This is a genomic window from Rickettsia australis str. Phillips, from assembly GCF_000273745.1.
Taxonomy (GTDB): Bacteria; Pseudomonadota; Alphaproteobacteria; order Rickettsiales; family Rickettsiaceae; genus Rickettsia; species Rickettsia australis.
The window spans coordinates 16,815-42,618 of record NZ_AKVZ01000034.1; the positions used below are offsets into that span (position 1 = coordinate 16,815).

A 25,804-nucleotide genomic window follows, 5' to 3' on the forward strand; every position below is an offset into this window, starting at 1 on the left:
AATATTTTAAAATGGTAGTAATCTATGGCAGGTAGTTTAAATAAAGTAATATTAATAGGTAATGTAGGGCGTGATCCGGAAATTAGAACTACGGGCGAAGGGAAAAAAATCATTAATCTTTCCTTAGCAACAACCGAAACTTGGAAAGATCGTATTACCAGCGAACGAAAAGAACGCACTGAATGGCATAGAGTAGTGATATTTAGTGAAGGATTAGTATCTGTTATAGAACGCTATGTCACAAAAGGTAGTAAATTATATATTGAAGGTTCATTACAAACCCGTAAGTGGAATGATAATTCAGGTCAAGAAAAATATACCACGGAAGTTGTGTTACAAAACTTTAATTCACAATTAATATTATTAGATAGTAAAAACTCTAATAATCATACTCAAGATTCAGGGCATAGCGAATATAAGCATACTGAAACTAAAAATCATTCCTTTGATCATAGCGACTTAGATGATGAAATACCGTTTTAATTATTTTCTACCGTCATTGCGAGAAGAAACTGCAAGTTTCGACGAAGCAAGGAAGAAAAAAATTCTGTAAATCAGAATTTTTGTATTATTTTTTCTAAATTGCCACGCTCCCTACGGTCGCTCGTAATGACGATTTGGTGTCCACGCAGGAATATCATTAAAGACATATAAGTAACTTCTACCAAATATTACCTATAAATATTATGGAAAAACTTCTTCGTATAATATTCCTTACATCAATATTTCTCTCAGGGTGTTCTACCATTCATGATGTAGCTAGTAGGGTAAAGTATTCGCAAGATATAGCAACTCAAAATAACTTTCAGATGAGGCTAGTAAGCGGCGGTGATTTTACTCTTACGACTTATCAGCGTATTACCGCTAGTTACCTACCTTTTGTGTTCTATATTGAGGGAGATGGGCATCTTGCGGATGGTGGCGTTAACTCTGACAACCCTACTCCTGTTAATCCGATGCTCTTAAAGCTTGCTACAATCGACAAAAGACCAAATGTTGTTTATATAGCACGACCTTGTCAATATACTCCTTTAGAGATGAATCCAAAATGCATTAGCGATTATTGGTTAGATAAAAGAATGGGGCAGGAAGTCGTAGATTCAATTAACAATGTAATAAATATTATCAATAACGGACAAAAATTTAGCTTAGTCGGCTTCTCCGGTGGTGGCGGGCTTACAATATTAATTGCCGCTCACAATAGTAATGTTAAAGATATTATAACGATTGCCGGTAATTTAGATACTAAAAAGTTTGATAAATATCATAATTATCGCGGTTACTTAGTTAAATCGTTAAACCCGATAAATTATGCAAAACAGGTTAATAATATTCCTCAATTACATCTATCCGGCATGGATGACAAAAGAGTCCCACCTTTCATAGCAGAGCGTTACGTAAAAACAAGTAACTCACCATGTGTAAAAAAACAAACTTTTCCTAATATTTCTCATGCAAAAGGTTGGGATAAAGTTTGGTCTAATATATTAGATATTCCTCTGATTTGTAATTAAGCATTAAGAAATATTATTAATCTATTTAAACATATAAGACAAAATCATTTATTGACTTTTATACACCACAGTATCATTCTTTTTACAATTTAATTTTTTATACAAGAATTATGCTAGGCTACGAAAAAGAACAAAGAAGTTTGACAAAAGAACAGAAACAAGCTGTATGGTTGTTATCTGTAGGAACCTTATTGGAATATTTTGATCTTATGCTTTATGTCCATATGTCGGTACTTCTTAATGAGCTTTTTTTTCCAAAAGCCGATGCTTATGCTATTTCGCTTTACTCTATAGCAGCTTTATGTGCTACTTTTATCTTGAGACCGCTCGGAGCTCTCGTTTTCGGATATTTAGGCGATACATATGGACGAAAAACTACAGTAGTTATAACAACTATGATGATGGCTACTTCATGCATAGTCATGGCATTACTTCCTACTTACAATGAAATTGGTATAACAGCTTCTATTATAATAATATTATCTAGAATTGTTCAAGGTATGTCCTCAATGGGAGAGGTAATAGGAACAGAAGTTTATTTAACTGAGTTTACTAAACCTCCAATACAATATCCTATTGTAGCCTTAGCTACGGTTTTCGCTACTGTAGGAACTTGCGCAGCTTTAGGGGTTGCTACTATTGTTACTTCTTATGGCTTTAATTGGCGTTATGCATTTGGTATCGGTGCAATTATTGCCGTTGTAGGAACATTAGCAAGAACTGCATTACGAGAAACTCCTGAATTTGCTAATGCAAAGCTTAAATTACTTAAAACTTTTGAAAAAGCTAATAGGGATATAAAAGTATTAGAAAATAATCCTATTTGGAAAGAAACAATTAATAAAAAGACAGCAATAGCTCTATTTATAATGGATTGTGCATGGCCTGTATGTTTTTATTTTGCATATATTTATTGCGGTGATATTCTTGTAACCAAATTTAACTGTACTCCTGAACAAGTTATAAAACAAAATTTCAAATTATCTATAATAGAACTTATAAGCATAATAATAGTAGCAGCATTAAGTTATAAGATATATCCTTTAAAAATTCTAAAAGCATTATTAGGTATTTTTACTATTACAATATTACTATGTCCATATTTATTAAATAAAGCTTCTAATCCAAATCAAATATTCATTATTCAATCACTTATCATGGCTTTTGCCCTTAATGTTATGCCAGCTGTACCAAATTGTTTTAGATATTTTCCAATCTTTAAACGCTTTACTTCTATAACATTTACATATGCTTTATCAGCTGCTTGTATGTATGTTATTAGCTCTTTTGGTTTTCCTCATTTAATAAAAACCTTTGGAAACTGGGGAGTATTAATTATTATGATTCCGACAAGTATTGGATTTGGATTTGGTATATTTCATTTTGAAAAACTGGAGAAAGAAAGTGGAAATTATCCAACAAAATCTTTTGCCCCTTCTCCAGTTATGTCTGCTTAATTGATAAATATTTTTTGCATTTTATTATTAACTGGCAGCAGGTGCAAAAGTATTATCAGCTATTAGCTCTGCTAATTCATCGCTGATTGTTTGACAATAAATATTAATAGAAATAGAATTGTGAAAAAGTTATTTACGATTTCAATAAACTCCTTATTTATGGAAGTGATAAGTATTTTTGCTTGTGGCTCGTCTTCGTTCTTATATATATTTGTTTTATTGAATTGATTATTTAGTTCGTGTATTCTTAAAATAAATAAGTCATATATTTTTTTAAAATTATTTTTTACAACTAAACAATACTGTCTCACATTTATTATTAATATGCTGAATAGCTTGACTGGTCATTCTAGGTATTAGTAACTCACTTACCTTATCTAAGACGTTCCATATAGCTAAGGATTAATGCTGTGTCTCCTTTACACTAGTAGCTTTACTTAATTCAGCAATATCCATTTTGGCAATTAAATTCTGTGCTTCTGTTTTATTTTCTGCCTTTATTATCTCTATTAGTTTTTTATATGAAGGTTGAAATTGCCCTTTAAACATAACTATATCCTTATTAAATTCTATAAATCTTAATTTTTTATTAAAAAATGCACTTATAGACAGAATCATAATAAAGAACTTAAAAAAAGCAATAGAAATTTAACTAGAAGTATGAATAAATAAATTGTAATTGATTTAAGAGATATATGAATATAGAGGATTAGAGGAAATAATAGAAAATTTTAATAAATGGTAATAATTACAATTGATAATTTAATATATTAGTTAATTATTTTAAATAATTAGTTTCTACATTTAAGTAACAACAATCTCATTAGCAATTGAGGCTGTACATGCTTCACTTAAGAACAATGACCGCTCTAAGTTACGGCGTTTTACTAAGCCTTGCAGCTTAACACCGCCTTTAGCATGCACCCATCTTGGTAGTTCATTGGCGGCGTTCAAGTATTCGCCTCGGTTTAACTTTTGTTGCAATGTTGATGCTTGGAACAAAACAGCCCCGCAGTTAAAAATGAATGAGATTAAGGCGGCTTGTTGCTTAATCAAATTATTAATATTTCTTTTTGTGTGGTAGTAAATTTACTATTTAGAAGAAAGAGAAAAGCTGCTCAGTTTAGAGATTTAGTGAAAGACAATTAATAAACATTAGTTTTATCGCACCTTTCATTAAACGGTAAAAAGTTTGATTTTATGCTGCATTTGCGGTTTGATATTTTTGTAGAAATACCTAAAAATGAAGAATGGCGCACCCTAAAGGATTCGAACCTCTGACCCACAGATTAGAAATCTGTTGCTCTATCCAGCTGAGCTAAGGGTGCTAACATTTATGGTAAACTTTATATCAGTTTAAGCAAAGTTTTTCAAGTATTCTTTTTTTATTAAAAATAATAAGCAAATATGATAAAAAATATTCATGGATAAATTCTATAATTATAACTCTTTTTTACATCAGGTTTTACTTAATCTTAAAGTAAAACCTAATTCTAAACAAAATCTAATTAGTAATTTTGTAATTATCAATAATATTCCATATCTAAAATTATCTATAAAAGCAACACCGGAACAAGGTAAAGCTAATGAAGAAATTATAAATTATTTAGCAAAAGAATGGAAATTATCACGTAGTAATATCGAAATTATTAAAGGTCATACTCATAGCGTAAAAACGATATTGATAAAAAATATTAATGAAGACTATTTAAATTTGATTATTAATTCCTATATTAAATAAGGTACAGTTGTTGCTAGACTGCCGATGTCATTCCCGCGTAGGCGGAAATCCAAAAAGAACATTTAAAATATCTTATTTATAGAATTTTATAATTAATAAAATGGCTGCCTACACGGGAATGACATCGGCAGTCATATGACGAAAAAATAATTCATTAACTGGAATAATTATGACACAAAAAAAGAAAAAGTTTGATGCCGAAGTCGGCAAGATTTTAAATTTAATGATTCACTCTCTTTATAGTAATAAAGAGATTTTTATGAGAGAGTTAATTTCTAATGCTTCGGATGCTTGCGATAAATTACGTTATTTATCTCAAAGTAATAGCGAATTAGTAGCTAGCGATAGTAATTTTAAAATTACGGTCAAAGTCGATAAAGATAACGGGCAGATTATTATCCGTGATAACGGTATCGGCATGAATCAAGAGGATTTAATTGAGAATTTGGGTACTATTGCAAGATCGGGTACGGCAAATTTTCTTAAAAGCCTCTCCGGTGATTCTAAAAAGGATAATATGCTAATTGGTCAATTTGGTGTTGGATTTTATTCAAGCTTTATGGTAGCCGATAAAGTGACTGTAACCTCAAGAAAAGCAGGCGAAGATAAAGTCCATGTTTGGGAGTCAGACGGGCTTGGCGAGTATATTGTTTCAGATTCAGATCAAGAATTCACAAGAGGCACGGAAATTGTTTTACATATCAAAAAAGAAGAAGATACATTCCTTGATCATTTCAGGTTAAAACACATCGTTAAAAGCTATTCCGATCACATAGCAGTACCGATATATTTCTTTGATGAAGCCGGTAATAATGAAATCCAGCTTAATTCAGCTTCTGCATTATGGACAAGACCGAAATCAGAAATTACGGAAGAACAATATAAAGAATTCTACAAAAGCCTATCTTATGCCGTTGATGACCCTTGGATAATTATGCATAATAAAAACGAAGGAGCTATAGAATTTACTAACCTGCTTTTCATTCCTTCAAGTAAAACATTTGACTTATTTCACCCTGATCGTAAAAGGCGAGTCAAATTATATATCAAAAGAGTATTTATTTCTGATGAGAATATTGATTTAATTCCGTCATATTTAAGATTTTTACGAGGCGTGGTTGATTCAGAAGATTTACCGTTAAATATTAGCCGTGAGTCATTGCAGCATAATAGTGTACTTGAGAAAATCAAAAATGCTATTACAAAAAGAGTGCTTGGTGAGCTTAGAAAAAAGAAAGAGGAATCATCTGAAGAATATAATAAATTTTGGGCTAATTTCGGTGGTGCTTTAAAAGAGGGTTTATGTGAAGCTACTACCAACCATGAAAAATTATTAGAGGTATGCATATTCAGAAGTGCCTTACATAATAAAATGATTAGCCTTGACGAATATATAGCAGGATTTAAAGAGGAACAGAATACTATATATTATTTAAGCGGTGATAACCCCGATAAATTACTTTCAAGTCCACAAATTGAAGGGTTATTAAGTAAAAATATCGATGTATTACTTTTTACCGATACAGTGGATGATTTTTGGGTAAATGTTAATAGCGAGTATAAAGGACATGCTATTAAGTCAGCGACAAGAAGCGATATCGATGTAGAGCACACTACTTCACAATCTGAAGATAAAAATACACATAGTAAAAAATCCGATGATGAATATAAATTGCTAACAGATTATTTTAAAGAAACACTTGGGGAGTTAGTAAAAGAAGTTAAGATCTCTAAAAAACTTACTTCAAGCCCTGCTTGTCTTGCCGTTAGCGACTCTGCTATGGATATTCGTATGGAGAGATTTTTGATTGAACAGAAACAAATAGCGGCTGCATCCGCTAAAAATTTAGAGCTCAATCCTAAAAATAAAATCATAGAAAAAATCTTTAACGACTTAAAAGCAAATGATAAAAATAATGGAGAATTGGTTAATCTAATATTTGATCAAGCCTGTATTTTAGAGGGTGAACCAGTTGCCGATACAGGTGCATTTTCAAAGAGATTAAACGATATTGTACAAAAAGCTATATTATAACTTTAAACTTTTTTAATTTTAATGTAGAATGGTTGCAATCCGTTGTCATCCCACGACTTGATCGCGGGATCCAGTAGAAATACTAGTATTTTTTATTGTTTTTATGGATCCCATGGTCAAGCCACGGGATGACATAGTACGTTTTACGATTCACATCAAAAACTTCAAACAAATAATAGTACTAATGTCTTATTACGATACTATATTTAGCAAACATATAGACAAAATTAAGAGTGAAGGAAGGTATCGAGAATTTAAAGCCTTAAAAAGACAAGCCGATAATTTTCCTTTTGCAGAACATGCTAATAAACAAATAGTTATGTGGTGCATTAATGACTATTTAGGTATGAGTAAACATGAAAAAGTAATGCAAGCTTCTATAGAAACCTTGCTAAAATACGGTGTTGGATCAGGCGGAACTCGCAATATCGGCGGCAATAATATTGCCATTCTTGAGCTTGAAAAAGAGCTTGCAGATTTACACAAAAAGCAAGCAGCTTTAGTTTTTACATCCGGTTTTGTTGCAAATGATACAACTCTTGCAAGTCTTGCTAAAATCATGCCGGATATAGTATTTTTCTCCGATGAGCTAAATCATGCATCAATAATTGCAGGAATTGCAAGTTCAAGAGCCGAGAAATACATATATAGACATTTAGACGTTAAACATCTAGAAGAGCTTTTACAATCAATCGATATTAATAGACCGAAAATTATTGCTTTTGAATCGGCTTACTCTATGGACGGTTTCTTCTCACCTATCAAAGATATAATCAACTTAGCCAAAAAATATAATGCTTTAACCTTTATCGATGAAGTCCATACGGTCGGTTTGTACGGTAAACAAGGCGGCGGTATGGCCGAGCTTCTTAATTGTAGCGATCAAATCGATATTATTCAAGGAACGCTTGCCAAAGCATACGGCACTATCGGCGGTTATATCACTAGCAACCATAATTTAGTCGATGCTATAAGACTAACCGCTCCAGGATTTATTTTTACTACTTCATTACCGCCTGTAATCTCTACCGCTGCAACGCATAGTATTAGACATCTTAAAGAATCAAATGAAGAACGAATAACACATCAAGAAGTAGTTACAAAACTTAAAAACTCTTTTGAAAATTTTAATATACCTTATTTGAAAAATGAAAGTCATATAGTGCCAATAATTATTGGTAATCCGATTAAAGCGGCACGAGCCTCAAATATGCTCCTTAATGAATACGGTATTTACGTTCAACATATCAATTTTCCAACCGTACCGAGAGGTACGGAACGCCTCCGAATCATCCCAACCCCTGCCCATACCGATAAAATGATCAATGATTTATCCATAGCCTTAGTGCATATTTTTGCCGAACTTGATATAGAATTATCTTCTACAAAAGAACTAAACGAAGAGGTACGTTTGAACCTTATTGCATAAAGTCATTGTGAGGGAAATTACGAAGTAATTGACAAAACAAGGAAGAAAAAAATTCTGATTTATCGAATTTTTTTAATTATTTTCTGGATTGCCATGTTGCTTTCTCAGCGCAATGATGATTTGGCCCTCCACACAACAACACCTTCCCACGTAGGCGGGAATGATATAATATCCATATAACAATACTTTTAATTGTTTAGCTTATGATAATATCTATCTTTAATTTAGCAATGTCTAAAAAATAATATAATTACCTAATATATCTTTTTTTTTGACCGCAAAACTGCAATTATTAAACTCCTCAAAACACATCCAAGTAAAGGGTTTACTGCTATGGAAATAGCAACTTGGCTAGTTGATAATTATCCTGAAGAAGCAAAGAAAAAAGAGGAAGCAAGCAATGATAAACGATTACTTAGTGCTAAAAGCAAAGTAAGCAAGAGACAAATTATTATCATGATTTATAGAAATGAATTAAATAGGCTATTGTGTACCACTATACCGAAAATAGAACCAAAAATTAAAATAACCAAAAAAGGACGCTGGTTTAGATATTATTATGTTAACAATATTGATAACATAGTTCATCATGATAATAGATGCTATGAGATATTTAATCTTAAATCCGCAACTACTAAGTTTCTTAAGATTAATACCGGAAAAGAATTTACTGCTTCCCAAATAGCCGTATGGATAGCTGCAAAATATTCTCAATAGGCAATACGAAAAGTGCAAACAAGTAACGATAAGCTATTGATGAGTGTTAACAAGATGATTGACAAAAAGAAATAGCTATACTTTTGTATAAAAAGGAAATAAAAACGTTATTACGTACAACCATACCAAAAGAACCGAACATTAAGATAATAAAAAAGGGAATCCGAACTAGATATTGTTATATTAATAATATCAATCCGATATTTGATACATCCAAATTTATTAAAGCCCTCGAAAATTATAAGAAGCAAGGCCTGACTGCTACAGCAATTACTCAATTGCTGTTAAGTGCTAACGCTAAATAGTTAGTGATTACAAAAATAGACGACTATATGCCAGCAAAGGTGAGTTTTGCGCAACTCACAGTTAACAATTCCTAATTCTAATGGGATTTTACAAAAACTATTGCATATTTCGGTGCATTAGTTTATTTTGATTAGCAGACTATGGACAGAATTAATGGATTATTAAAATGGGAATTACCGTATTAAAAAACGAAGGATTGGATTTTCATGCAAGAATCTCTACTCCTTTAAGTGAGATAGATGACGATATTCAAAAAGAATTACTTAATTTAACCAAAAAAGTTAAAATAGCAGGTTTTAGAGCCGGTAAAGTACCGGTTTCAATTGTTAAGAAAAAATACGGTACTTCCGTCAGGAATGATATAATAGAAAGAAGAATTAACCATTCGGTAAATCATGTTATTAAAAAACATAATCTAAATATAATCGGTAGACCCAAAATTGAAGCATTGCAAAACGAACCCGATAAAGCTTTAGAGTTTACCGTAAAAATAGAGCTATTACCTAAAATTACTATTCCGGATTTAAAAAAAATCTCACTAGATCGTCCAAAATTAGAAGTAAGTGCTAAAGATGTTGAAGAACAACTAGAAAAACTTGCCGCATTAACAAAAAGCTATACTAAAGAAAGTAAAGCAAAAATAAAAGATGGAGATCAGGTTACTATTGATGCAATCGGGTACATCAAGGACGAAGCTTTTGAAGGTGGTAAGTTAAATGATTTAAAGGTAGTAATAGGTAGTAATGCACTTATTCCAAGTTTTGAGAAACAATTAATAGGTTCTAAAACAGGTAGTGAAGTAGATGTTAATGTTACTTTTCCTGAAAATTACCATTCTAAAGATTTAGCAGGTAAAGATGCTCGTTTTGCAGTACAAATTAAAGCAGTACATACTGCAGAACCTACCGTTATTGATGAGGAGTTTGCTAAAAAATTCCAAAGTAATAGCCTTGAAGAATTGCGTACACATTTTGCTAAACAAATAGAAAACGAATCGGAAGAAGCTATTAATACTATAATGAAAATGAACTTATTTGATAAGTTAGAGAAATTGTTAGATTTTGACGTACCAGAATCTTTATTAGAGCAAGAAAAAAATATTCTAAAGTCCGAAACCGATAAAAATAACCAAGATGAATCATTATTAAAAGATAAATCCCCTAAAGAAATAACAGAATATTATAATAAATTAGCCCTACGCCGTGTGCGAATAGGTTTGTTACTTGCTGAATACGCAAAATCTAAAAATTTGCAATTAGAGCCTGATGATTTAAGAAAAGTTATTATGCAACAAGCACGTAATTTTCCTGGGCAAGAAAATATGATATTTGATTTTTATAAAAATAATCCTAGAGCAATTGAAGGACTTAAAGGTCCTGCCTTAGAAGATAAAGCTGTACAATATATATTTAATAACGAAATAAAGCTTAAAGAAAAGAAATATACTAAGGAAGAGCTAGAGAAATATCTAGAGGCAGAAGAACAACGTATTACTTTGATTTAAAGTTTATTAATTGTCATTGCAAGCAGTTCGTAGCACTTGCGTGGGCCACAAAACTACTTGATATCACTCCCACGTAGGTAGGGAATCCAGCATAAAGCGAGATAAATCGAGCTTTTAATTTTAAAAATTTGCTGTATTTATACTTTTTTGGATTCCTGCTTTTGCAGGAATGACATTGGTATCCACGCTGGCAATACCCGTCTTTCTTAGCTCCAGCAATATATTACTCCTGATTTTTTATAGTCTTTAAAGCTAGTTTAACTATCTTATTGACCCCTAGATTAGTGTATGTAGAGATAGAAAAAACTTCTTTATTAGTAGCTTGTTGTAACTTATTTATTTTTTCTTGTATTTCCTCATCGGTAAGAACATCACATTTATTAAGACATATGATTTCGATTTTATTTTCTAGATAATCGGAATATGATCCAAGTTCAAGACGTACCGTATTATAATCTACCACTACATCATTACTAGAGCCGTCTATTAAATGTATTAATACATTACATCTTTCTATATGTTTTAAGAATTTATCGCCAAGTCCGTGTCCTTGATGAGCTCCTTCGATCAAACCTGGAATATCAGCTATTACAAACTCTTCGTCATTAACATACACCACTCCAAGATTCGGCACTAAAGTAGTAAAGGGATAATCGGCAATTTTAGGCTTGGCTGCCGTTACAACCGATAAAAAAGTAGATTTACCGGCATTTGGAAGACCCACAAGCCCAACATCAGAGAGAAGCTTTAAGCTTAAATGAATCCACATTTCTTCGGCAATTTCCCCTTCCGTACGCTTTCTCGGAGCTTGATTAACCGACGTTTTGAAATGGCTGTTACCAAGACCGCCGCTTCCTCCTTTAATTATTTCAAAGCTTTGGTCATCTTCAGTGAAGTCATGCAATAATATACTGCCGTCCTCGGAAAAGATTTGAGTACCGATTGGAACATCAAGAACTAATGATTTTCCTGATTTGCCGCTTCTATTTGAACCTTGACCATTTTCGCCGTTTTCTGCGGTAAAATGCTGTTTATATCGATAATTTACTAGCGTATTAAGATGGTGATTACTCCTAAATATAACACTACCACCACGTCCACCGTCCCCACCGTCTGGTCCGCCTCTGTCAACAAATTTCTCACGATGGAAACTAACGCAACCATTACCGCCGTTCCCGCCTTTTATATATATTTTAACTTCATCAATAAAATTCATATGATTTATATTTTCAACGTCATTGCAAAGGAGTGCGTGGACCTGGTTTTCTGTCATTGCGAGGAAAAACTGTAAGTTTTGACGAAGCAATCCAGTAAAAAATTCTGATTTACAGAATTTTTTTAATTATTTTCTAGATTGCCACGTCGCCTATGGCTCCTCGCAATGACGATTTGGTGTCCACACAACAATACCCGCTCACGATAATGTTTACCTCTCCCCGATACCCGTATACTCTCTATGTACATAACCGGTGTAAAGCTGTCTAGGTCTGCTGATTTTTTGTTCAGGGTCTTCGTGCATTTCTTTCCATTGTGCCATCCAGCCTACGGTTCTTGCTATTGCAAAAAGTACCGTGAACATTTGCGACGGTATACCCATCGCTTTATAGATAATACCTGAATAAAAATCAACATTTGGATATAATTTTCTCTCAATAAAATATTCATCTTTAAGAGCGATAGCTTCAAGTTCTATTGCTATTTGTAAGAGCGGATTGTTTTCTAGCTGCCCGAGTTCCTTTAATACTGCTTTGCACGTTTCTTTAAGTACTGCGGCACGTGGGTCATAGTTTTTATATACACGATGACCGAAACCCATTAACCTAAACGGATCATTTTTATCCTTAGCTTTAGCTATAAATTTAGGTATATTCTCAGAACTACCGATTTCTTTAAGCATGTTTATTACCGCTTCATTAGCCCCGCCGTGAGCAGGTCCCCAAAGTGAGGCAATACCCGTGCTAATACACGCAAAAGCATTAGCTCCAGATGAGCCGGCGATTCGGACTGTTGAAGTAGAAGCATTCTGCTCATGGTCTGCATGTAGGATAAATATCTTATTAAGAGCATTTTTTATTATTGGATTTACTTTATATTTTGTACAAGGCGTTGCAAACATCATATGCAGAAAATTTTCAGTAAAATCTAACGAATTATCAGGATAAATAAACGGTTGTCCTATAGAATATTTATAAGACATTGCGGCGATAGTTGGGATCTTAGCAATCATTCTAATAGCGGTAAGTTCATAGTCTGCTTCTTTAAAATTCAGTAAATCAGGGTAAAATGCCGACAGAGAACCAACGGCCGCAAGCATAATAGCCATAGGATGAGAAGAGCTACAAAAGGCTTGAAATAAATAGTGTAATCTTTCATTCACTAATGAATGATGAGCAACCTGTGTAGTGAAATTATTATACTGCTCGATGCTTGGTAATTCTCCATAGATTAGCAAATATGCCACTTCTAAAAAATCGCTCTTCTCGGCTAAATCTTTAATATTATATCCTCGATGCCGCAAGATTCCTTTATCACCGTCTATATAAGTGATAGTAGACTGACAAGAAGCAGTAGACATAAAACCCGGGTCATAAGTAAAACAATCGGCCTCCGCAGATACCCTGCTTATGTCGATTACATCCTCACCTATACTTGCTTTAAGTATAGGTAATTTAAATATTTTTCCTCTGATTTTTAATTCGGCAAATTCTGAATCATTATCATTTTCATTGGTCATAATGGATATACCTTATTTTTATACATCAGTAAATATAACCCTAATTTAATGAAATTAGAAATGAATTATTATTTATAAGGATTTAAAAAATTTTCTATATTGCGATACAAACTTTATAATACGTAAAATTTGTAAATGGCTGGTATTAGGAGCATAAATAATATAACAATTATATACAATCCAAAAGCGTAAGGGTTTATTTGTTAAATCTTCACGTTTACTTCCCATGTTAGGATTATTAGCTAATTTATCAAAAGCTTGTTCCAAGCATTTTAGTACGTTATCAGCTGCTCTTATAACTTCACTTGAAGAATGGTAAAAGCCTCTTTCGACCTGGCTATTTACATATTTTTCAAGTTCAGGAGTTAAAGAAATATTCATAATATTCTCTTTAGAATAACAATAATTGATATTAGCATAACATTATATGTTATTTCAAGAAGATTTAGGCTTAAAGTTTTTCTTAAATTTTTTAGTTAACGAGCAAACCCGTATTCACTAAATACTCCTTAATCTTGAGTAAATCATACCAAGAGGTGCGTTTTTGCATAGGTTGGCGAAGTAAATAGGCAGGGTGGAAGATTGCCGTAGTTTGAATAGGAGCGGATAGATATTTATTGGTATAAAAATAATATTCTTGTCTAATTTTAGTAATGCCTGAATTTTTTCCGAGTAAGCTAGTTGCAGCCGTGCTACCGACTAGAATAATTAGCTTTGGGCTAATAAGAGCAATATGTTTCTCAACAAACGGTTTACAAATATCGACTTCTTCGAGCGTTGGCTGTCTATTAGCGGGAGGCCGCCAAAATACCGTATTAGTAATATAAGCGTTATTTTTTCGTGAAATTCCGATAGCATTTAGCATATTATCAAGCAAATTGCCACTTTCGCCGCAAAAAGGTATTCCTTTCAAATCCTCAGTACTGCCAGGAGCTTCGCCTATTAACATAATTTTAGCTTCCAAATTACCATCACCGAAAACCGTATTAGTAGCAAATTTCTTAAGTTCACAACCATTAAAATTTAGTAGAGATTCTTTTAGTTCTTCGATATTATTAGCTTTATCGGCAAGAGATCTTGCTAGGGTTATATTATCATGAACTTTATCATTAGAAATCTTCCAAAACCCTACTTCTAGAGGTAATTTAGACATCGATCCTAACCCATCAACCTCACATACGCTTGAAAGATTTCCATTCGTATTGAATACAGTTTTTTTTGTAGACATAAGTTTTACTTGTGACTTTTCAGTTAGTTCAGTATTATTACATACCTTTAATTTTGGTGGGTGCTCAGAGCAGTAATATTCAACACCGATTGCACTTAACCATTTAAGCGTATTACTCATTATCTTAAAATAAAATATGTTAACATATAATGTACCAAACGCACTAAATAACATAAGGCTCGATAAAGCTTTGTCACAACTTCTTGAAAATATTTCTAGAAACCAAATCCAAAAAGCTATTAAAAATTCGCAAGTACTAGTTAATGATGTAATTATTTCTGATCCTGATGTTTTGGTCAAGGAGAATGATGTTATACTATTTTCTTTTAAAGAACCTGAAGAGCTAAAAATTGCAGCAGCAAATATAGCACTTGATATAATTTATGAAGATGATGATTTGATAGTAATTAACAAAGCTGCAGGTATGACAGTACACCCAGGGGCAGGACATCATGACGATACGCTTGTTAATGCATTACTTTATCATACGAAGAATCTATCGGATATAGGTTCAGCAGCAAGACCTGGGATAGTGCATCGTTTGGATAAGGATACTACGGGCTTAATGGTAGTTGCTAAAAATAATAAAGCACATATGTTGCTTGCAAATCAGATAGAGCAAAGGCAGGTAATACGGAAATATAAAGCGTTAGTTTGGGGAGTAATTAACCCGCTAGAAGGAGTCATTAAGAATAATATAGGTCGTAGCCGAGTAGACCGTCAAAAAATGACCATATTAAAATATGGCGGTAAAGAAGCTGTTACGCATTACAAGACTTTAGAGCTGTTTTACGGCGGTACTATTAGTATGGTGGAATGCAGACTTAGTACCGGTAGAACTCATCAAATCAGAGTGCAGCTAAGCCATTTAAAGCATTCGGTGGTCGGCGATCAAACTTACGGCAATAACAACCGAAAAATTGCTCATTCTGCTCCTGAACTAAAAGCAAAATTAATCGATTTTAAACGCCAAGCCCTGCATTCTTGGTATTTAAGCTTTACCCATCCGACTAGTAATAAGATTATGGAATTTTCTTGTGAGCTGCCAAGGGATATGGAAGCTATTATAGCCACCGATGTATTGCACAAATTTACCGGGCTTAAGAAAACAAACTCCTTTGGGTAGTGTAGAAGATATTTTAGAGATGAAAAATCTAGGTAGAAAATGAAGGTATTGTAAAATAAAGATTGATAAGAGATAACAAGAAGATATTCTATTAAGAAAAAGAAAAGCTAATGGAATATTGTAAATGGTGCGGTAATAAGAGTTTAGTAAAGAACGGTAGGACGTCAAAAGGAGTACAAAGATACAAGTGTAAAAGCTGTAAAGGGACATATCGTATAGGAGATAAACGTATAAAATATGGATTAGAAAAAAGAATAAAAGTAATAAAGATGTATCTTGAAGGCATCGGAATAAGATCAATAGAAAGATTAGAAGAAGTGTCGAGCACATTGATAATATACTGGATTCGTCATTTTGTAGAATTAATACGCAAAGAACTAAGAAATGTAAATATACCGGAGAAATTAGAGGATATTGAAATATTAGAAATAGACGAATTATTTACGTATTATAAAAAAAGAAAAATCGAGCCTATGTCTGGCGTGCTGTTGACAGAAACCGGAATAAAATTCTTGATATCGAAGTAAGTGAAACTAGAGATTTTTATTGTTATTTAGGTATGGCTACTCCGTATATAGAAATTGTATAACATTAATATATTATGCACTGATGCGTATGATGTGTACGTCAAATGTAAGTTGGCTTTACAACACGTTGTAACTAAAGCGGGAACTGCTGTGGTAGAGTCCAAAAATTCTTTAATCAGACACTATTTTGCTTGCTTTAATAGGAAAACTAAACGATATAGTAAAGCTCTTGATATGATTGAGAACTCATTACTACTTCTTGTTAATAAAAATTAATTACTATCATTCTTTACTTAGCAATGCCAAAATGAGCACTTGACATAAATTGTATTACAATTATAATTACACTATGTGTTTATAACTTGTAATACTTAAGAGTTATGTCTGCACTTACTGTAAGATTACCCGATGATTTAGCCAAGGAAGTAGCTAAAAGGGCTAAAAAACTTCATATTTCACGTAGTCAGTATATTAGAAGATCTATTGAAACTATGAATAAAAGCCTATATGAGCAAGAAAGGAAAGAACAATTATTTGCAATTAGTATGCGTACAAGAAAAGAAAGCATGAAAATAAATTCCGAATTTTCAAATAATAGAGCATGATCCTGAAGATTAACCTCGGAGAAATTTGGCTTGCCGATTTAAATCCTAGAGTCGGTAGTGAGCTTGGTAAAACAAGACCTGTATTGATTATCCAAGATCAAGTACTATTGGACGCAAATCACCCGTCTACTTTAATCATCCCTCTAACAACTAATTTAATAGATGATGCTTTCCCTTTACGAATTCGTATTAAAGCTCATAATAAATTTAGAAAGAGATTCAGATCTTTCAATAGACCAAATACGTATATAGATAATAAACGCTTAATTTTAGGACCTTTAGCTACTTGTAGCCCCCTAATTATGAAAACAATATTAAAGCAATATTAGAAATTATAGGAGTTGGACCTATTCCGTGCAATATTCTATAAAACAAGCCTTGAGTAAAGCATCAGATAAATTAAATAAAATAGGTATCAATCCGCCACAATTAGAAGCACGAATTTTACTTCAGCATGTTATAAATAAACCTATTGAGTATTTGCTTATTAATCTTTATGAACAGTTAAGTGAAGCTGAGATAGAAGCTTTTGAAAAATTGTTAGAGAGAAGATTAAAGCATGAACCTATAACATATATTACAGGCGTTAAAGAATTCTACTCACGTGAATTTATTGTCAATAAACATGTGTTAATTCCTAGAAGTGATACTGAAATTTTGGTGGATGTTGTGTTGCGGCGTTATTCCCATAGCCCTCAATGTCACTCCCATGAAAGCGGGAAGCCAGAAAAAAAGAAACTGGATTCCGTGGTCAAGCCATGGAATGACAGCATACTAGAACTCGGTACAGGTAGCGGCTGCATTGCTATCAGTCTATTATGTGAGTTACCGAATGCTAATGTAATTGCAACCGATATAAGCCTTGAAGCAATAGAAGTTGCTAAAAGTAATGCCATCAAACATCATGTAACGGATCGCATTCAGATTATTCACAGTGATTGGTTTAAAAATTTAGGAAAGCAAAAATTTGATGTTATAGTTAGCAACCCACCATATATATCACACACCGAAAAATCAGAGATGGCACTTGAGACACTGAACCACGAACCGCATTTTGCATTATTTGCTGAAGAGGACGGCTTGCAAGCTTATCGTATAATTGCTAAAAATGCCAAACCATTCTTAAAACCAAACGGTAAGATTATATTAGAGACAGGGTTTAACCAAGCAGAAAAAGTTAGCAAAATCTTTTTGAATTACTGCTATAATATCGACAATATTTATAAAGATTTGCAGTCGCATAATAGAGTAATAGAAATATCGCCTATTACTCTCAATCGGTCATACGCAAGGCGAATCGGCAAAAGCTTATCAGGAGTATAACAGAATTTATTAGATAACGAACTACCGAAATATTTATTTTCCAAAGAAAAACTTGAAAGCGAAAAGCGTAAAGTATTTCTTGAGATAGGTTTTGGTATGGGTGAGCATTTCATTAACCAAGCTAAAATGAATCCTGATACACTTTTTATTGGGGTAGAGATATATTTAAACGGAGTTGCAAATGTTTTAAAACTTGCTGCTGAGCAGAATATCAAGAATTTTTTATTATTTCCGAATAATTTGGACTTAATATTAAACGATTTACCAAATAATAGTTTAGATGGAATTTATATTTTATTTCCCGATCCATGGATAAAAAATAAGCAAAAAAAGAAACGTATTTTCAATAAAGAGCGTCTTAAGGTTTTACAAGATAAGCTAAAAGATAACGGTAATTTAGTATTTGCTTCTGATATCGAAAATTATTTTTATGCAGCCATTGAACTAATAAAACAGAACGGTAATTTTGAAATTATGAATAACAATGATTATCTAACCTCACATGATAATTATGTAATGACCAAATATCATCAAAAATCTATTAAGGAGAATAGAACGCCAAAATTTATGATTTTGCGGCACGTTTTAGGCGATCATTAATTGCAGCACCAATATTTACTTGAGGTATAGGAGCAACTGTTATACCGCTTACATCATGAGCTGCAGCATAATCATCAAGAATTCTTAAATACGCATAAAGATTTGCAGCAGCTTCTATAAGATCGCCCTTGGTACTGAGATTTAATGAAAATCTTCCCGTAAGATTGCTATTGCCGAAATTTAAGCTGATTTCGTTATCCTCTAAATTTATAGCATTTAGCCTAACCGGTACTTTTGGTGAATAGTGTTTTGCAAGCATGCCGGGAGCTTTTATAGCACTTGTTTCTGAGGCTTTTAAAACTTTTACCCTAAGTACTTCTTCTAAAATTTCAGCAGTTATAAATCCTTCTCTAAGAATAGTAGGAGTAGCGGTTGTAGTATCAATTATCGTTGACTCTATCCCATATTCAGATTGATAGATTTCAGGTGCTAAAATAAAAATTTCCTGATTATCTTTAAAATGTTTTGTGACATGCTCAGCGTTAGTCGGACTAATATAGTTTGAAGGGTTAGCACTTGGGGCGGCTATAGGTACGCCTGATTGTTTGATAAGCTCTAATGCTACAGGATAAGACGGTATCCGAAGTGCTATGGTATTTAGTCCTGCAGCTACACTAGGGGCAATATTGGCATTCTCTTTTAAAGGGACAACTATAGATAATGGTCCAGACCAAAATTTTTCTGCTATTTTTATAGCTAAATCATTAAACTCGCCTATTTCTTTTGCTTGCTCTATGGAGAAGACATGAACAATAAGAGGATTACTAGCAGGACGCTTTTTCAACTGAAAAATCTTTAAACAAGCTTCATTATTAGTAGCATCCGCTCCGATTCCATAAACTGTTTCGGTTGGGAATACTACTACTTTACCTGATTTTATAAATTGAACTGCTTTACTGACCATTATTTAGTTATTTTAGCTTTTGTTATATATCTGCTTCTCGATGTCATTCCCGCGAAAACACATGTGTGTCAACTTAAGGCGAGTTTTACTGGATGTCATCCCTGCGAAAGCAGGGATCCATGCTAAAAAATCTTTAAAGTTAAGCTTTTAAAAAGCTTAACTTTAATGGATTCCCGCTTTCGCGGGAATGACATAGGAAAGTTTCAGTCACAAGCGGTTAAACTTAGCAATTTTATTTAATAACTCGCAAATATTTTGTAATAACGATAAACGATTTTGAGCGATTTTTGGATCAGCATCATTAACTAATACATTAGCGAAAAAGCTAGTAATAGGAGTTAATAGAGACGATAATAAATTTAAGGCTCTCTTATAATCTTTATCAGCTATACTAGCTATAATCTGTGGAGAAATTTTTTGGATTACTTCAAATAATTCTTTTTCAGGCTGTGTACTAAAGAGACTCGCATCAACTAAGCCGGTAATTTTCTGATGACCGATTATATTGCTAGCTCGTTTGTAAGCATTTAATAATTGCTTACCTGCGTCTTCTATTAAAAATTCTTTTAACGTCTCAAGCTTAAATTTTGTATCTACTAAATTTAAGTCAAGAACAGCATTAATTAATAAAATATCATATTCATTTTTAAAGTAAAATTTTGCTCTTTCTTCAAAGAAAGATGTTATTAAATCTTTATCTGCTGAATTTCCATATAACTTTAAGGAAAAAATAATTAAATCATTTAAATTTAGTTCTAATTTATTTTCAAGTATTATTCTTATTATACCAAGAGCTTGACGTCTTAAGGCATAGGGATCACCTGAACCTGTTGGAGCTTCGCCTGCTATCATCAAACCTACTAGACTATCTAGCTTATCTGCTAAAGCAAGCAATGCCGCATTTCCGCTTGCTACATTGTCACTCAAGCCTTGCGGTTTATAATGGTCTCTAATTGCAGTGGCTATTTCTTCATTTAGCCCTTCATATTTTGCATAATAATAACCCATAATACCTTGCAGATCTGGAAATTCTCCAACCATCTCGGAAACAAGGTCACTTTTGCAAAGCTTTGCTGCCATAATTAAATCTTTATTATTCGGAGCTATATAATTACAAATATCGGTTATGTGTTCAATTTTTTCTCTTAAGTTACCAAGTTTTGCATGAAATGTTACAGCTTCTAATTTACCTAATCTTGATTCTAAAGTTTTAGCTATATCTTGTTTATAAAAATATAAAGCATCGGAAAGTCTTGCCGATAGTACTTTTTCATTACCTTGAATAACGAGTTCAGCATTTGTAAATCTACCATTACTAACAAAGAGAAAATATGGTGCAAAATTTCCTGTTTTATCAAATAAACAAAAATATTTCTGATGCGTACGCATCGAAGAAATAAGTACTTCTTTAGGTAGCTCTAAGAATTTTTGCGGGATTTTTCCAAGCAATACGACAGGAAATTCGCTAAGTCCTGCTACTTCTTCTATTAAACGTGCATCTTCTTTTATATTTAGATTTTGAGAATTTGCCCACTCTAATAAGCCGGTCTTAATTATTTCTTCTCTCTTTATTCTTTCTAAAACAACGTTATTTTCTAAAAGCTTATTTCTATAATCTTCAAAATCTGTTACTTCTAATTTTTTATTATCAGTAAGACGATGCCCATACGTAATATTATTAGCGGTCAAATGCCCAAATTGCAGTGGTAGTACTTCACCATCAAATATACATAAAATATTTCGCAGAGGTCTAATCCATTTGATTTTGTAATCACCCCAAAACATCGATTTTGCCCAGCTATATTTATTAATAGCCTCTATAATAATCTTCGGCAAAATCTCTTTTATTTCTCTTTTTTCTGTCTTTTTGACAAAGAAATAATATAGCTGATTATTAATTAATTTAGTAGCAAGCTCTAATTTACTAACATTATGAGCACTGCAAAAGCCGTTAATAGCGGCTTCCGTAGATTCTATGCTTGGTCCTTTAATTTCTTCCTCTTTTGGCAAAGTGGCCTTTGGCAAATGGGTAGCATGCAGCGTTATTCTGCGAGGTCCTGCAAATACTTGTACTTTTGCAAATATTTCGCTGTCTGCAAAAATTTGTGTGAATATATTTAAATAACCCTCTTCAGCGTTTTTTTGCATAAATGCAGGTATTTCTTCACTAAATAGCTCTAATAATAATTCACTCACCGCTTAGCTCCAACCATTTCATACAACAAATTCTAGCTAAATGACGCACTCTTAAAACATAAGAAGCACGCTCCGTTACACTAATTACACCTAACGCATTTAATTGATTAAAGTAATGACTTGCTTTAAGGCATTCATCATAAGCCGGCATAGCTAAGTTTGCCTTCACTAGCCTCTCGCATTGTTCTTCACTATCTTTAAAATGTCTTAGCAACATCTTGCTATCGACAAGCTCTAAATTATATTTCGAGAATTGACGCTCAGCCTCGAAATCTACTTCACCGTATTTTAAAGCTTTTTGACCTATTTGTCCGTTCCAATCAAGTGCTTTTACTTCATCAACGCCTTGGATGTATAATGCAAGCCTTTCTAAGCCATAAGTGATCTCACCCGCAACGGGACGACATTCAATCCCACCGATTTGCTGCATATAAGTAAATTGTGATACTTCCATACCATCGCACCATACTTCCCAACCAAGCCCTGAGGCTCCGAGCGTTGGTGACTCCCAATCATCTTCAACAAATCTGATATCATGGGTTTTTAAATCTATCCCCAAACATTCTAAACTTTTAAGATATAAATCTTGAATATCATCCGGCGACGGTTTTAAGATAACTTGAAACTGGTAATAATGCTGCATTCTATTGGGGTGCATGCCGTATCTGCTATCGCCTGGTCTTCTTGATGGCTGAACATATGCAACAGACCAAGGTTTAGTACCAAGGCATCTAAGCACCGTTGCAGGGTGAAACGTACCGGCTCCAACATAGGCATCGTAAGGCTGTAATATGCCGCAACCATAATCCTGCCAGTAATTTTGTAATGTCAGAATAATTTGTTGAAATGATAGTTTTTTCATAAGAAGTTATTAGTGAGGAATAAAATTTTAGTCAAAAGGGTTAAATATTTTAATGTTAAACATATTATAATGTTTGGTATTTCTAGTAACTAATATCATATTATTTTGTTTTGCTTGTGCCGCTATTAAAACATCAATTACATTAGTACCGTCTATGCTCATTAATTCACCCCATTCTTCACATATTTCTTTGTCAATATCAAGAATTCTCTCATTATAATCTATTATTATTCTTTCTAACCATTTCTCTAACTGTAGACTTGCCGTTTTATCTTCCTTTGCTAATTTTGATATTCCCTTTCTTATCTCTCACCTATTGTTATACAACTTAAGTATAACTGGCTAAAATGAACAATTGAAAACCATGCTGCTACTTGAGAATTGGTTTTTTCTTTTGGATTTCAGATACAACATTAGTATCTAATAAATATTTCATAGCTCAAAGTCTCTCGCTTTTCCTTGGGCCCTCTCAGTAACCAAATCATCTGTCTTAGGTATGCTCAACAAATATTTTTTAAAATCAGGTTTTTGTTTAGTAAGTTGTTTATAGTCTTTTATACTCATAATTACAACTGCGTCTTCACCTCTTTTGGTAATACATTGAGGAGTACCATGTATGGCAATATCAATAATATTACTTAACTTACTCTTTGCTTCGTGTAGCTGTCATTTATTCATAATAAAACCCTAATATAGCTAAATTGTCTAGATTATTATAATATAAAGATTTCAAAATAAAATATTTTTTATTAATTTGAGAGACTAATAATACTCCTTGCCTATCTCAATCTTAGGGCGATCATTTGCTACTCGCCAATCGTTAGTATCACGGAAAGAATAAACACAACCGCAGAATTCTTGCTTATAAAAATGCTCTTCTTTAGCGATTTCATACATACGACTAGCACCGCCATCTTTACGCCAATTATAAGTCCAATAGGTTATCCCCTCATAGTGAGATACCGCCCTAGTTCCTGATTCATTAATTTGGTTCATATCTTTCCATCTAGAAATACCAAGCGAGCTAGTTATAATTTTAAAGCCGTTCTCATAAGCATATAAAGCCGTACGCTCGAAACGCATATCAAAACACATTGTACAGCGTATACCTCTCTCAGGCTCAAATTCCATCCCTTTAGCTCTTCTAAACCAATTTTGTGGATCATAATCTGCGTCGATAAATTCTATATTATGCTTCTCGGCAAACTTAATATTTTCGTTCTTACGAAGCTCATATTCTTTTTTAGGGTGAATATTAGGATTGTAAAAAAAAAGCGTATATTTAATATCGCTCTCTATCATTTTTTCCATTAAAGGGCCAACGCAAGGAGCACAACAACAATGTAATAAAACTTTGCTTTCACCGTTTGGTATTTTAAAAACTTTGCTCATCATAGAACCTAATTTACCAAATTCTTTTTATAAGTTTCTTTGTAGAATTTTAGAATTATAGAAGATAACAAGGCAAGTGCAATTAAATAATATGCAATAGCATAATTGTCTCCGGTAACTTTCGTTAATATCATTGCTAACATTGGAGCAGTACCACCAAATATAGCAGCTGCAAGGTTGTATGAAAGTGCAACGCCGGTAAATCTTACACTAGTCGGGAATATCTCTACTAAAACCGTTGGGATAGGTCCCATATAAATAGCGATAATCCCGGCAAATATTACTTGAGATATTATAGCTAAAGTAAAATTCATTGATCCTAAGACTACAAAAATAGGATAGACTGATAAAATTAACAAGATAATCCCCCATATTAGTACAGGACGCCGCCCCACCTTATCTGAAACATAGGCAGATATAGGAAATACTGTCATCATTACGATTAATATTATACTACTAACAATTGTACTTTGCTGATTAGTATAACCAAGCGTTTGCATAAAATTACCGATAAAAACCGTAGAAGTATAAAAAGGAGCAGTGACGGTAATATAAAGACCAAGTGCGATAATGAGTTCTTTTGGAAATTTAGTTAATGTTTCACGCAAAGGAAAACGTGTTAACCTGCCGTTCTCTTTAGCTTTTTTATAAATAGGGCTTTCTGCTAAATTTTTTCTGATATATAGACCTATAGAGCCAATCAACAATCCTGCGATAAAAGGTATTCTCCAACCCCATTCAAATAGCATATCGGCAGGCATAAAATAAGAAAAACCGGCAGCGGTTAGTAGCCCAAGCAGCATACCGCCACACATACTAACAAACGAGACACTTCCTGCAATCCCTCTTTGCTCAAGCGAAGCATGCTCAACTATATAAGAAATACAGCCGCTAAACTCACCTCCTAGAGAAAAACCTTGGATAAGCCTGATAATAGTCAAAATGATGGGGGCAGCAATGCCAATAGTGTTATAACTAGGGAGTAGCCCTATTCCGGCAGTCGGCACTGTCATAGTTATAATACCAATAACTAAAGCAGTGCGTCTGCCGAATCTATCTCCGATATTACCGAAAATAATACCTCCGAGTGGACGCACTATAAAACCCGCAGCAAATACAGCAAAAGTTAAGGTATCACGCATTTCAGAATCAGGAAAAAAATGCTGCCCTATAATATAAGCAAATTGTGCATATAACGCATAATCAAACCACTCAGCAGCATTACCGATCATTCCCGGTATTATTACTTTTTTCATTAAGTTATTTTATTGATTTTAAAAAAAGATAATAAAAGGAATATTGTATATTCTCAAGTAAAAATAACTTTAAGCTTCATTGTAGGGCTCATTTATGTCATGCCCACGAAAGTGGGGCGTTGTTGCGTGGACACCACCTCCGTCATTGCGAGCGGTCGAAGACCGTGCGGCAATCCAGTAAAAATAATTAAAAAAATGCTAAAAATTAGCATTTTTAACTGGATTACTTCGTCACAACTTACAGTTTTTCCTCGCAATGACGAAAAAAACTATCCATGAAATAACGCCAATGCCTCGCAGGAATGACATAGAGTAAGTCTTTTAAACCATACGGGCAACATCTACAGT

24 protein-coding genes, 1 tRNA gene and 3 pseudogenes are annotated in these 25,804 nt (G+C 33.2%); 14 read left to right on the plus strand and 14 right to left on the minus strand.

What is annotated here, in order from left to right; all coding sequences use genetic code 11:
* Window positions 1-24: 24 nt before the first annotated feature.
* From A452_RS0106370 to A452_RS0106380, 3 genes are all read left to right on the plus strand, one after another.
* Window positions 25-483: a single-stranded DNA-binding protein gene (locus A452_RS0106370; protein ID WP_014412216.1), complete on the plus strand. Its 459-nt coding sequence runs from the start codon at window positions 25-27 to the stop codon at window positions 481-483.
* Window positions 484-686: 203 nt separating this feature from the next.
* Entirely contained in the window at window positions 687-1,514 is an 828-nt protein-coding gene (locus A452_RS0106375; RefSeq protein ID WP_025999595.1) for an alpha/beta hydrolase family protein, read from the plus strand.
* Between the two features lie 110 nt (window positions 1,515-1,624).
* Window positions 1,625-2,971 carry an MFS transporter gene (locus A452_RS0106380; protein ID WP_014412214.1) on the plus strand — a complete coding sequence of 449 codons (1,347 nt, stop codon included), beginning with the start codon at window positions 1,625-1,627 and terminating at the stop codon, window positions 2,969-2,971.
* A 402-nt stretch (window positions 2,972-3,373) separates the two neighbouring features.
* Here the strand turns inward: A452_RS0106380 and A452_RS0106390 are convergent, their stop codons facing one another.
* The 3 genes from A452_RS0106390 to A452_RS0106400 form a co-directional block, all read right to left on the minus strand.
* A complete protein-coding gene (locus A452_RS0106390; RefSeq protein ID WP_014412212.1) occupies window positions 3,374-3,589 on the minus strand; it encodes a hypothetical protein in 216 nt (71 codons plus the stop codon).
* A 186-nt stretch (window positions 3,590-3,775) separates the two neighbouring features.
* On the minus strand, window positions 3,776-4,027 hold the full coding sequence (locus A452_RS0106395; protein ID WP_338009662.1) for a lysozyme: 252 nt from the start codon (window positions 4,025-4,027) through the stop codon (window positions 3,776-3,778).
* A gap of 195 nt (window positions 4,028-4,222) precedes the next feature.
* A tRNA-Arg gene (locus tag A452_RS0106400) sits at window positions 4,223-4,299 on the minus strand.
* Between the two features lie 95 nt (window positions 4,300-4,394).
* Between A452_RS0106400 and A452_RS0106405 the strand changes: the two genes are divergently transcribed.
* The 5 genes from A452_RS0106405 to tig all read left to right on the plus strand — a co-directional run bounded on the left by A452_RS0106405 (window position 4,395) and on the right by tig (window position 10,703).
* The gene (locus A452_RS0106405) at window positions 4,395-4,712 is read left to right on the plus strand and encodes an A1G_07140 family DUF167 domain protein (RefSeq protein ID WP_014412210.1); all 318 of its coding nucleotides are present in this window, start codon (window positions 4,395-4,397) and stop codon (window positions 4,710-4,712) included.
* 169 nt (window positions 4,713-4,881) lie between these two features.
* Window positions 4,882-6,747 (plus strand): molecular chaperone HtpG, encoded by a 1,866-nt coding sequence (gene htpG / locus A452_RS0106410; RefSeq protein WP_014412209.1) that lies wholly within the window; start codon window positions 4,882-4,884, stop codon window positions 6,745-6,747.
* A 184-nt stretch (window positions 6,748-6,931) separates the two neighbouring features.
* The gene (gene hemA / locus A452_RS0106415) at window positions 6,932-8,176 is read left to right on the plus strand and encodes a 5-aminolevulinate synthase (protein WP_014412208.1); all 1,245 of its coding nucleotides are present in this window, start codon (window positions 6,932-6,934) and stop codon (window positions 8,174-8,176) included.
* Window positions 8,177-8,509: 333 nt separating this feature from the next.
* Window positions 8,510-8,893, plus strand: coding sequence for a hypothetical protein (locus tag A452_RS09080; RefSeq protein ID WP_017208678.1), 384 nt, complete (start codon window positions 8,510-8,512; stop codon window positions 8,891-8,893).
* Between the two features lie 472 nt (window positions 8,894-9,365).
* Window positions 9,366-10,703: a trigger factor gene (gene tig / locus A452_RS0106430; RefSeq protein WP_014412207.1), complete on the plus strand. Its 1,338-nt coding sequence runs from the start codon at window positions 9,366-9,368 to the stop codon at window positions 10,701-10,703.
* A gap of 223 nt (window positions 10,704-10,926) precedes the next feature.
* On the opposite strand, the gene obgE is transcribed toward tig, so the two are convergent.
* The 4 genes from obgE to A452_RS0106450 all read right to left on the minus strand — a co-directional run bounded on the left by obgE (window position 10,927) and on the right by A452_RS0106450 (window position 14,785).
* Window positions 10,927-11,919, minus strand: coding sequence for a GTPase ObgE (obgE, locus tag A452_RS0106435; RefSeq protein ID WP_014412206.1), 993 nt, complete (start codon window positions 11,917-11,919; stop codon window positions 10,927-10,929).
* Between the two features lie 210 nt (window positions 11,920-12,129).
* Window positions 12,130-13,437 carry a citrate synthase gene (locus A452_RS0106440; RefSeq protein ID WP_014412205.1) on the minus strand — a complete coding sequence of 436 codons (1,308 nt, stop codon included), beginning with the start codon at window positions 13,435-13,437 and terminating at the stop codon, window positions 12,130-12,132.
* Window positions 13,438-13,509: 72 nt separating this feature from the next.
* Window positions 13,510-13,818 carry a type II toxin-antitoxin system RelE/ParE family toxin gene (locus A452_RS0106445; protein WP_014412204.1) on the minus strand — a complete coding sequence of 103 codons (309 nt, stop codon included), beginning with the start codon at window positions 13,816-13,818 and terminating at the stop codon, window positions 13,510-13,512.
* A 91-nt stretch (window positions 13,819-13,909) separates the two neighbouring features.
* Window positions 13,910-14,785: a uracil-DNA glycosylase gene (locus A452_RS0106450; RefSeq protein ID WP_014412203.1), complete on the minus strand. Its 876-nt coding sequence runs from the start codon at window positions 14,783-14,785 to the stop codon at window positions 13,910-13,912.
* Window positions 14,786-14,801: 16 nt separating this feature from the next.
* Here A452_RS0106450 and A452_RS0106455 point away from each other — a divergent pair, with 16 nt between their 5' ends.
* The 6 genes and pseudogenes from A452_RS0106455 (at window position 14,802) to trmB (ending at window position 18,846) form a co-directional block, all read left to right on the plus strand.
* Complete coding sequence (locus A452_RS0106455) at window positions 14,802-15,791, plus strand: RluA family pseudouridine synthase (RefSeq protein WP_014412202.1); 990 nt, start codon at window positions 14,802-14,804, stop codon at window positions 15,789-15,791.
* A gap of 110 nt (window positions 15,792-15,901) precedes the next feature.
* Window positions 15,902-16,318, plus strand: coding sequence for an IS1/IS1595 family N-terminal zinc-binding domain-containing protein (locus A452_RS0106460; protein WP_014412201.1), 417 nt, complete (start codon window positions 15,902-15,904; stop codon window positions 16,316-16,318).
* 93 nt (window positions 16,319-16,411) lie between these two features.
* On the plus strand, window positions 16,412-16,594 hold the full coding sequence (locus A452_RS13070; RefSeq protein ID WP_162828825.1) for an IS1 family transposase: 183 nt from the start codon (window positions 16,412-16,414) through the stop codon (window positions 16,592-16,594).
* Between the two features lie 104 nt (window positions 16,595-16,698).
* Entirely contained in the window at window positions 16,699-16,923 is a 225-nt protein-coding gene (locus A452_RS08715; protein ID WP_014412200.1) for a ribbon-helix-helix protein, CopG family, read from the plus strand.
* Entirely contained in the window at window positions 16,920-17,252 is a 333-nt protein-coding gene (locus A452_RS0106470; RefSeq protein ID WP_014412199.1) for a type II toxin-antitoxin system PemK/MazF family toxin, read from the plus strand. Before A452_RS08715 ends, A452_RS0106470 begins: the two co-directional genes overlap by 4 nt.
* A gap of 25 nt (window positions 17,253-17,277) precedes the next feature.
* Window positions 17,278-18,846 (plus strand): annotated as a pseudogene (trmB, locus tag A452_RS08720) (bifunctional peptide chain release factor N(5)-glutamine methyltransferase PrmC/tRNA (guanosine(46)-N7)-methyltransferase TrmB).
* Here the strand turns inward: trmB and A452_RS0106480 are convergent.
* The 7 genes and pseudogenes from A452_RS0106480 to A452_RS0106510 all read right to left on the minus strand — a co-directional run bounded on the left by A452_RS0106480 (window position 18,812) and on the right by A452_RS0106510 (window position 25,456).
* Window positions 18,812-19,750, minus strand: coding sequence for an L-threonylcarbamoyladenylate synthase (locus A452_RS0106480; protein WP_014412196.1), 939 nt, complete (start codon window positions 19,748-19,750; stop codon window positions 18,812-18,814). The pseudogene trmB and the gene A452_RS0106480 overlap by 35 nt on opposite strands.
* Before the next feature lie 207 nt (window positions 19,751-19,957).
* Window positions 19,958-21,946 (minus strand): glycine--tRNA ligase subunit beta, encoded by a 1,989-nt coding sequence (gene glyS / locus A452_RS0106485; RefSeq protein ID WP_014412195.1) that lies wholly within the window; start codon window positions 21,944-21,946, stop codon window positions 19,958-19,960.
* Complete coding sequence (locus tag A452_RS0106490; RefSeq protein WP_014412194.1) at window positions 21,939-22,808, minus strand: glycine--tRNA ligase subunit alpha; 870 nt, start codon at window positions 22,806-22,808, stop codon at window positions 21,939-21,941. The genes glyS and A452_RS0106490 overlap by 8 nt, the downstream gene beginning before the upstream one ends.
* Window positions 22,809-22,835: 27 nt before the next feature.
* Window positions 22,836-23,244 (minus strand): annotated as a pseudogene (locus A452_RS10100) (PIN domain-containing protein).
* Window positions 23,241-23,474 (minus strand): annotated as a pseudogene (locus tag A452_RS10105) (type II toxin-antitoxin system Phd/YefM family antitoxin); the annotation flags it as partial. The pseudogenes A452_RS10105 and A452_RS10100, both read right to left, overlap by 4 nt.
* Before the next feature lie 96 nt (window positions 23,475-23,570).
* Window positions 23,571-24,200: an epoxyqueuosine reductase QueH gene (locus A452_RS0106505; RefSeq protein ID WP_014412191.1), complete on the minus strand. Its 630-nt coding sequence runs from the start codon at window positions 24,198-24,200 to the stop codon at window positions 23,571-23,573.
* Between the two features lie 8 nt (window positions 24,201-24,208).
* Window positions 24,209-25,456, minus strand: coding sequence for a metabolite/H+ symporter (locus A452_RS0106510; RefSeq protein ID WP_014412190.1), 1,248 nt, complete (start codon window positions 25,454-25,456; stop codon window positions 24,209-24,211).
* Between the last annotated feature and the right edge of the window lie 348 nt (window positions 25,457-25,804).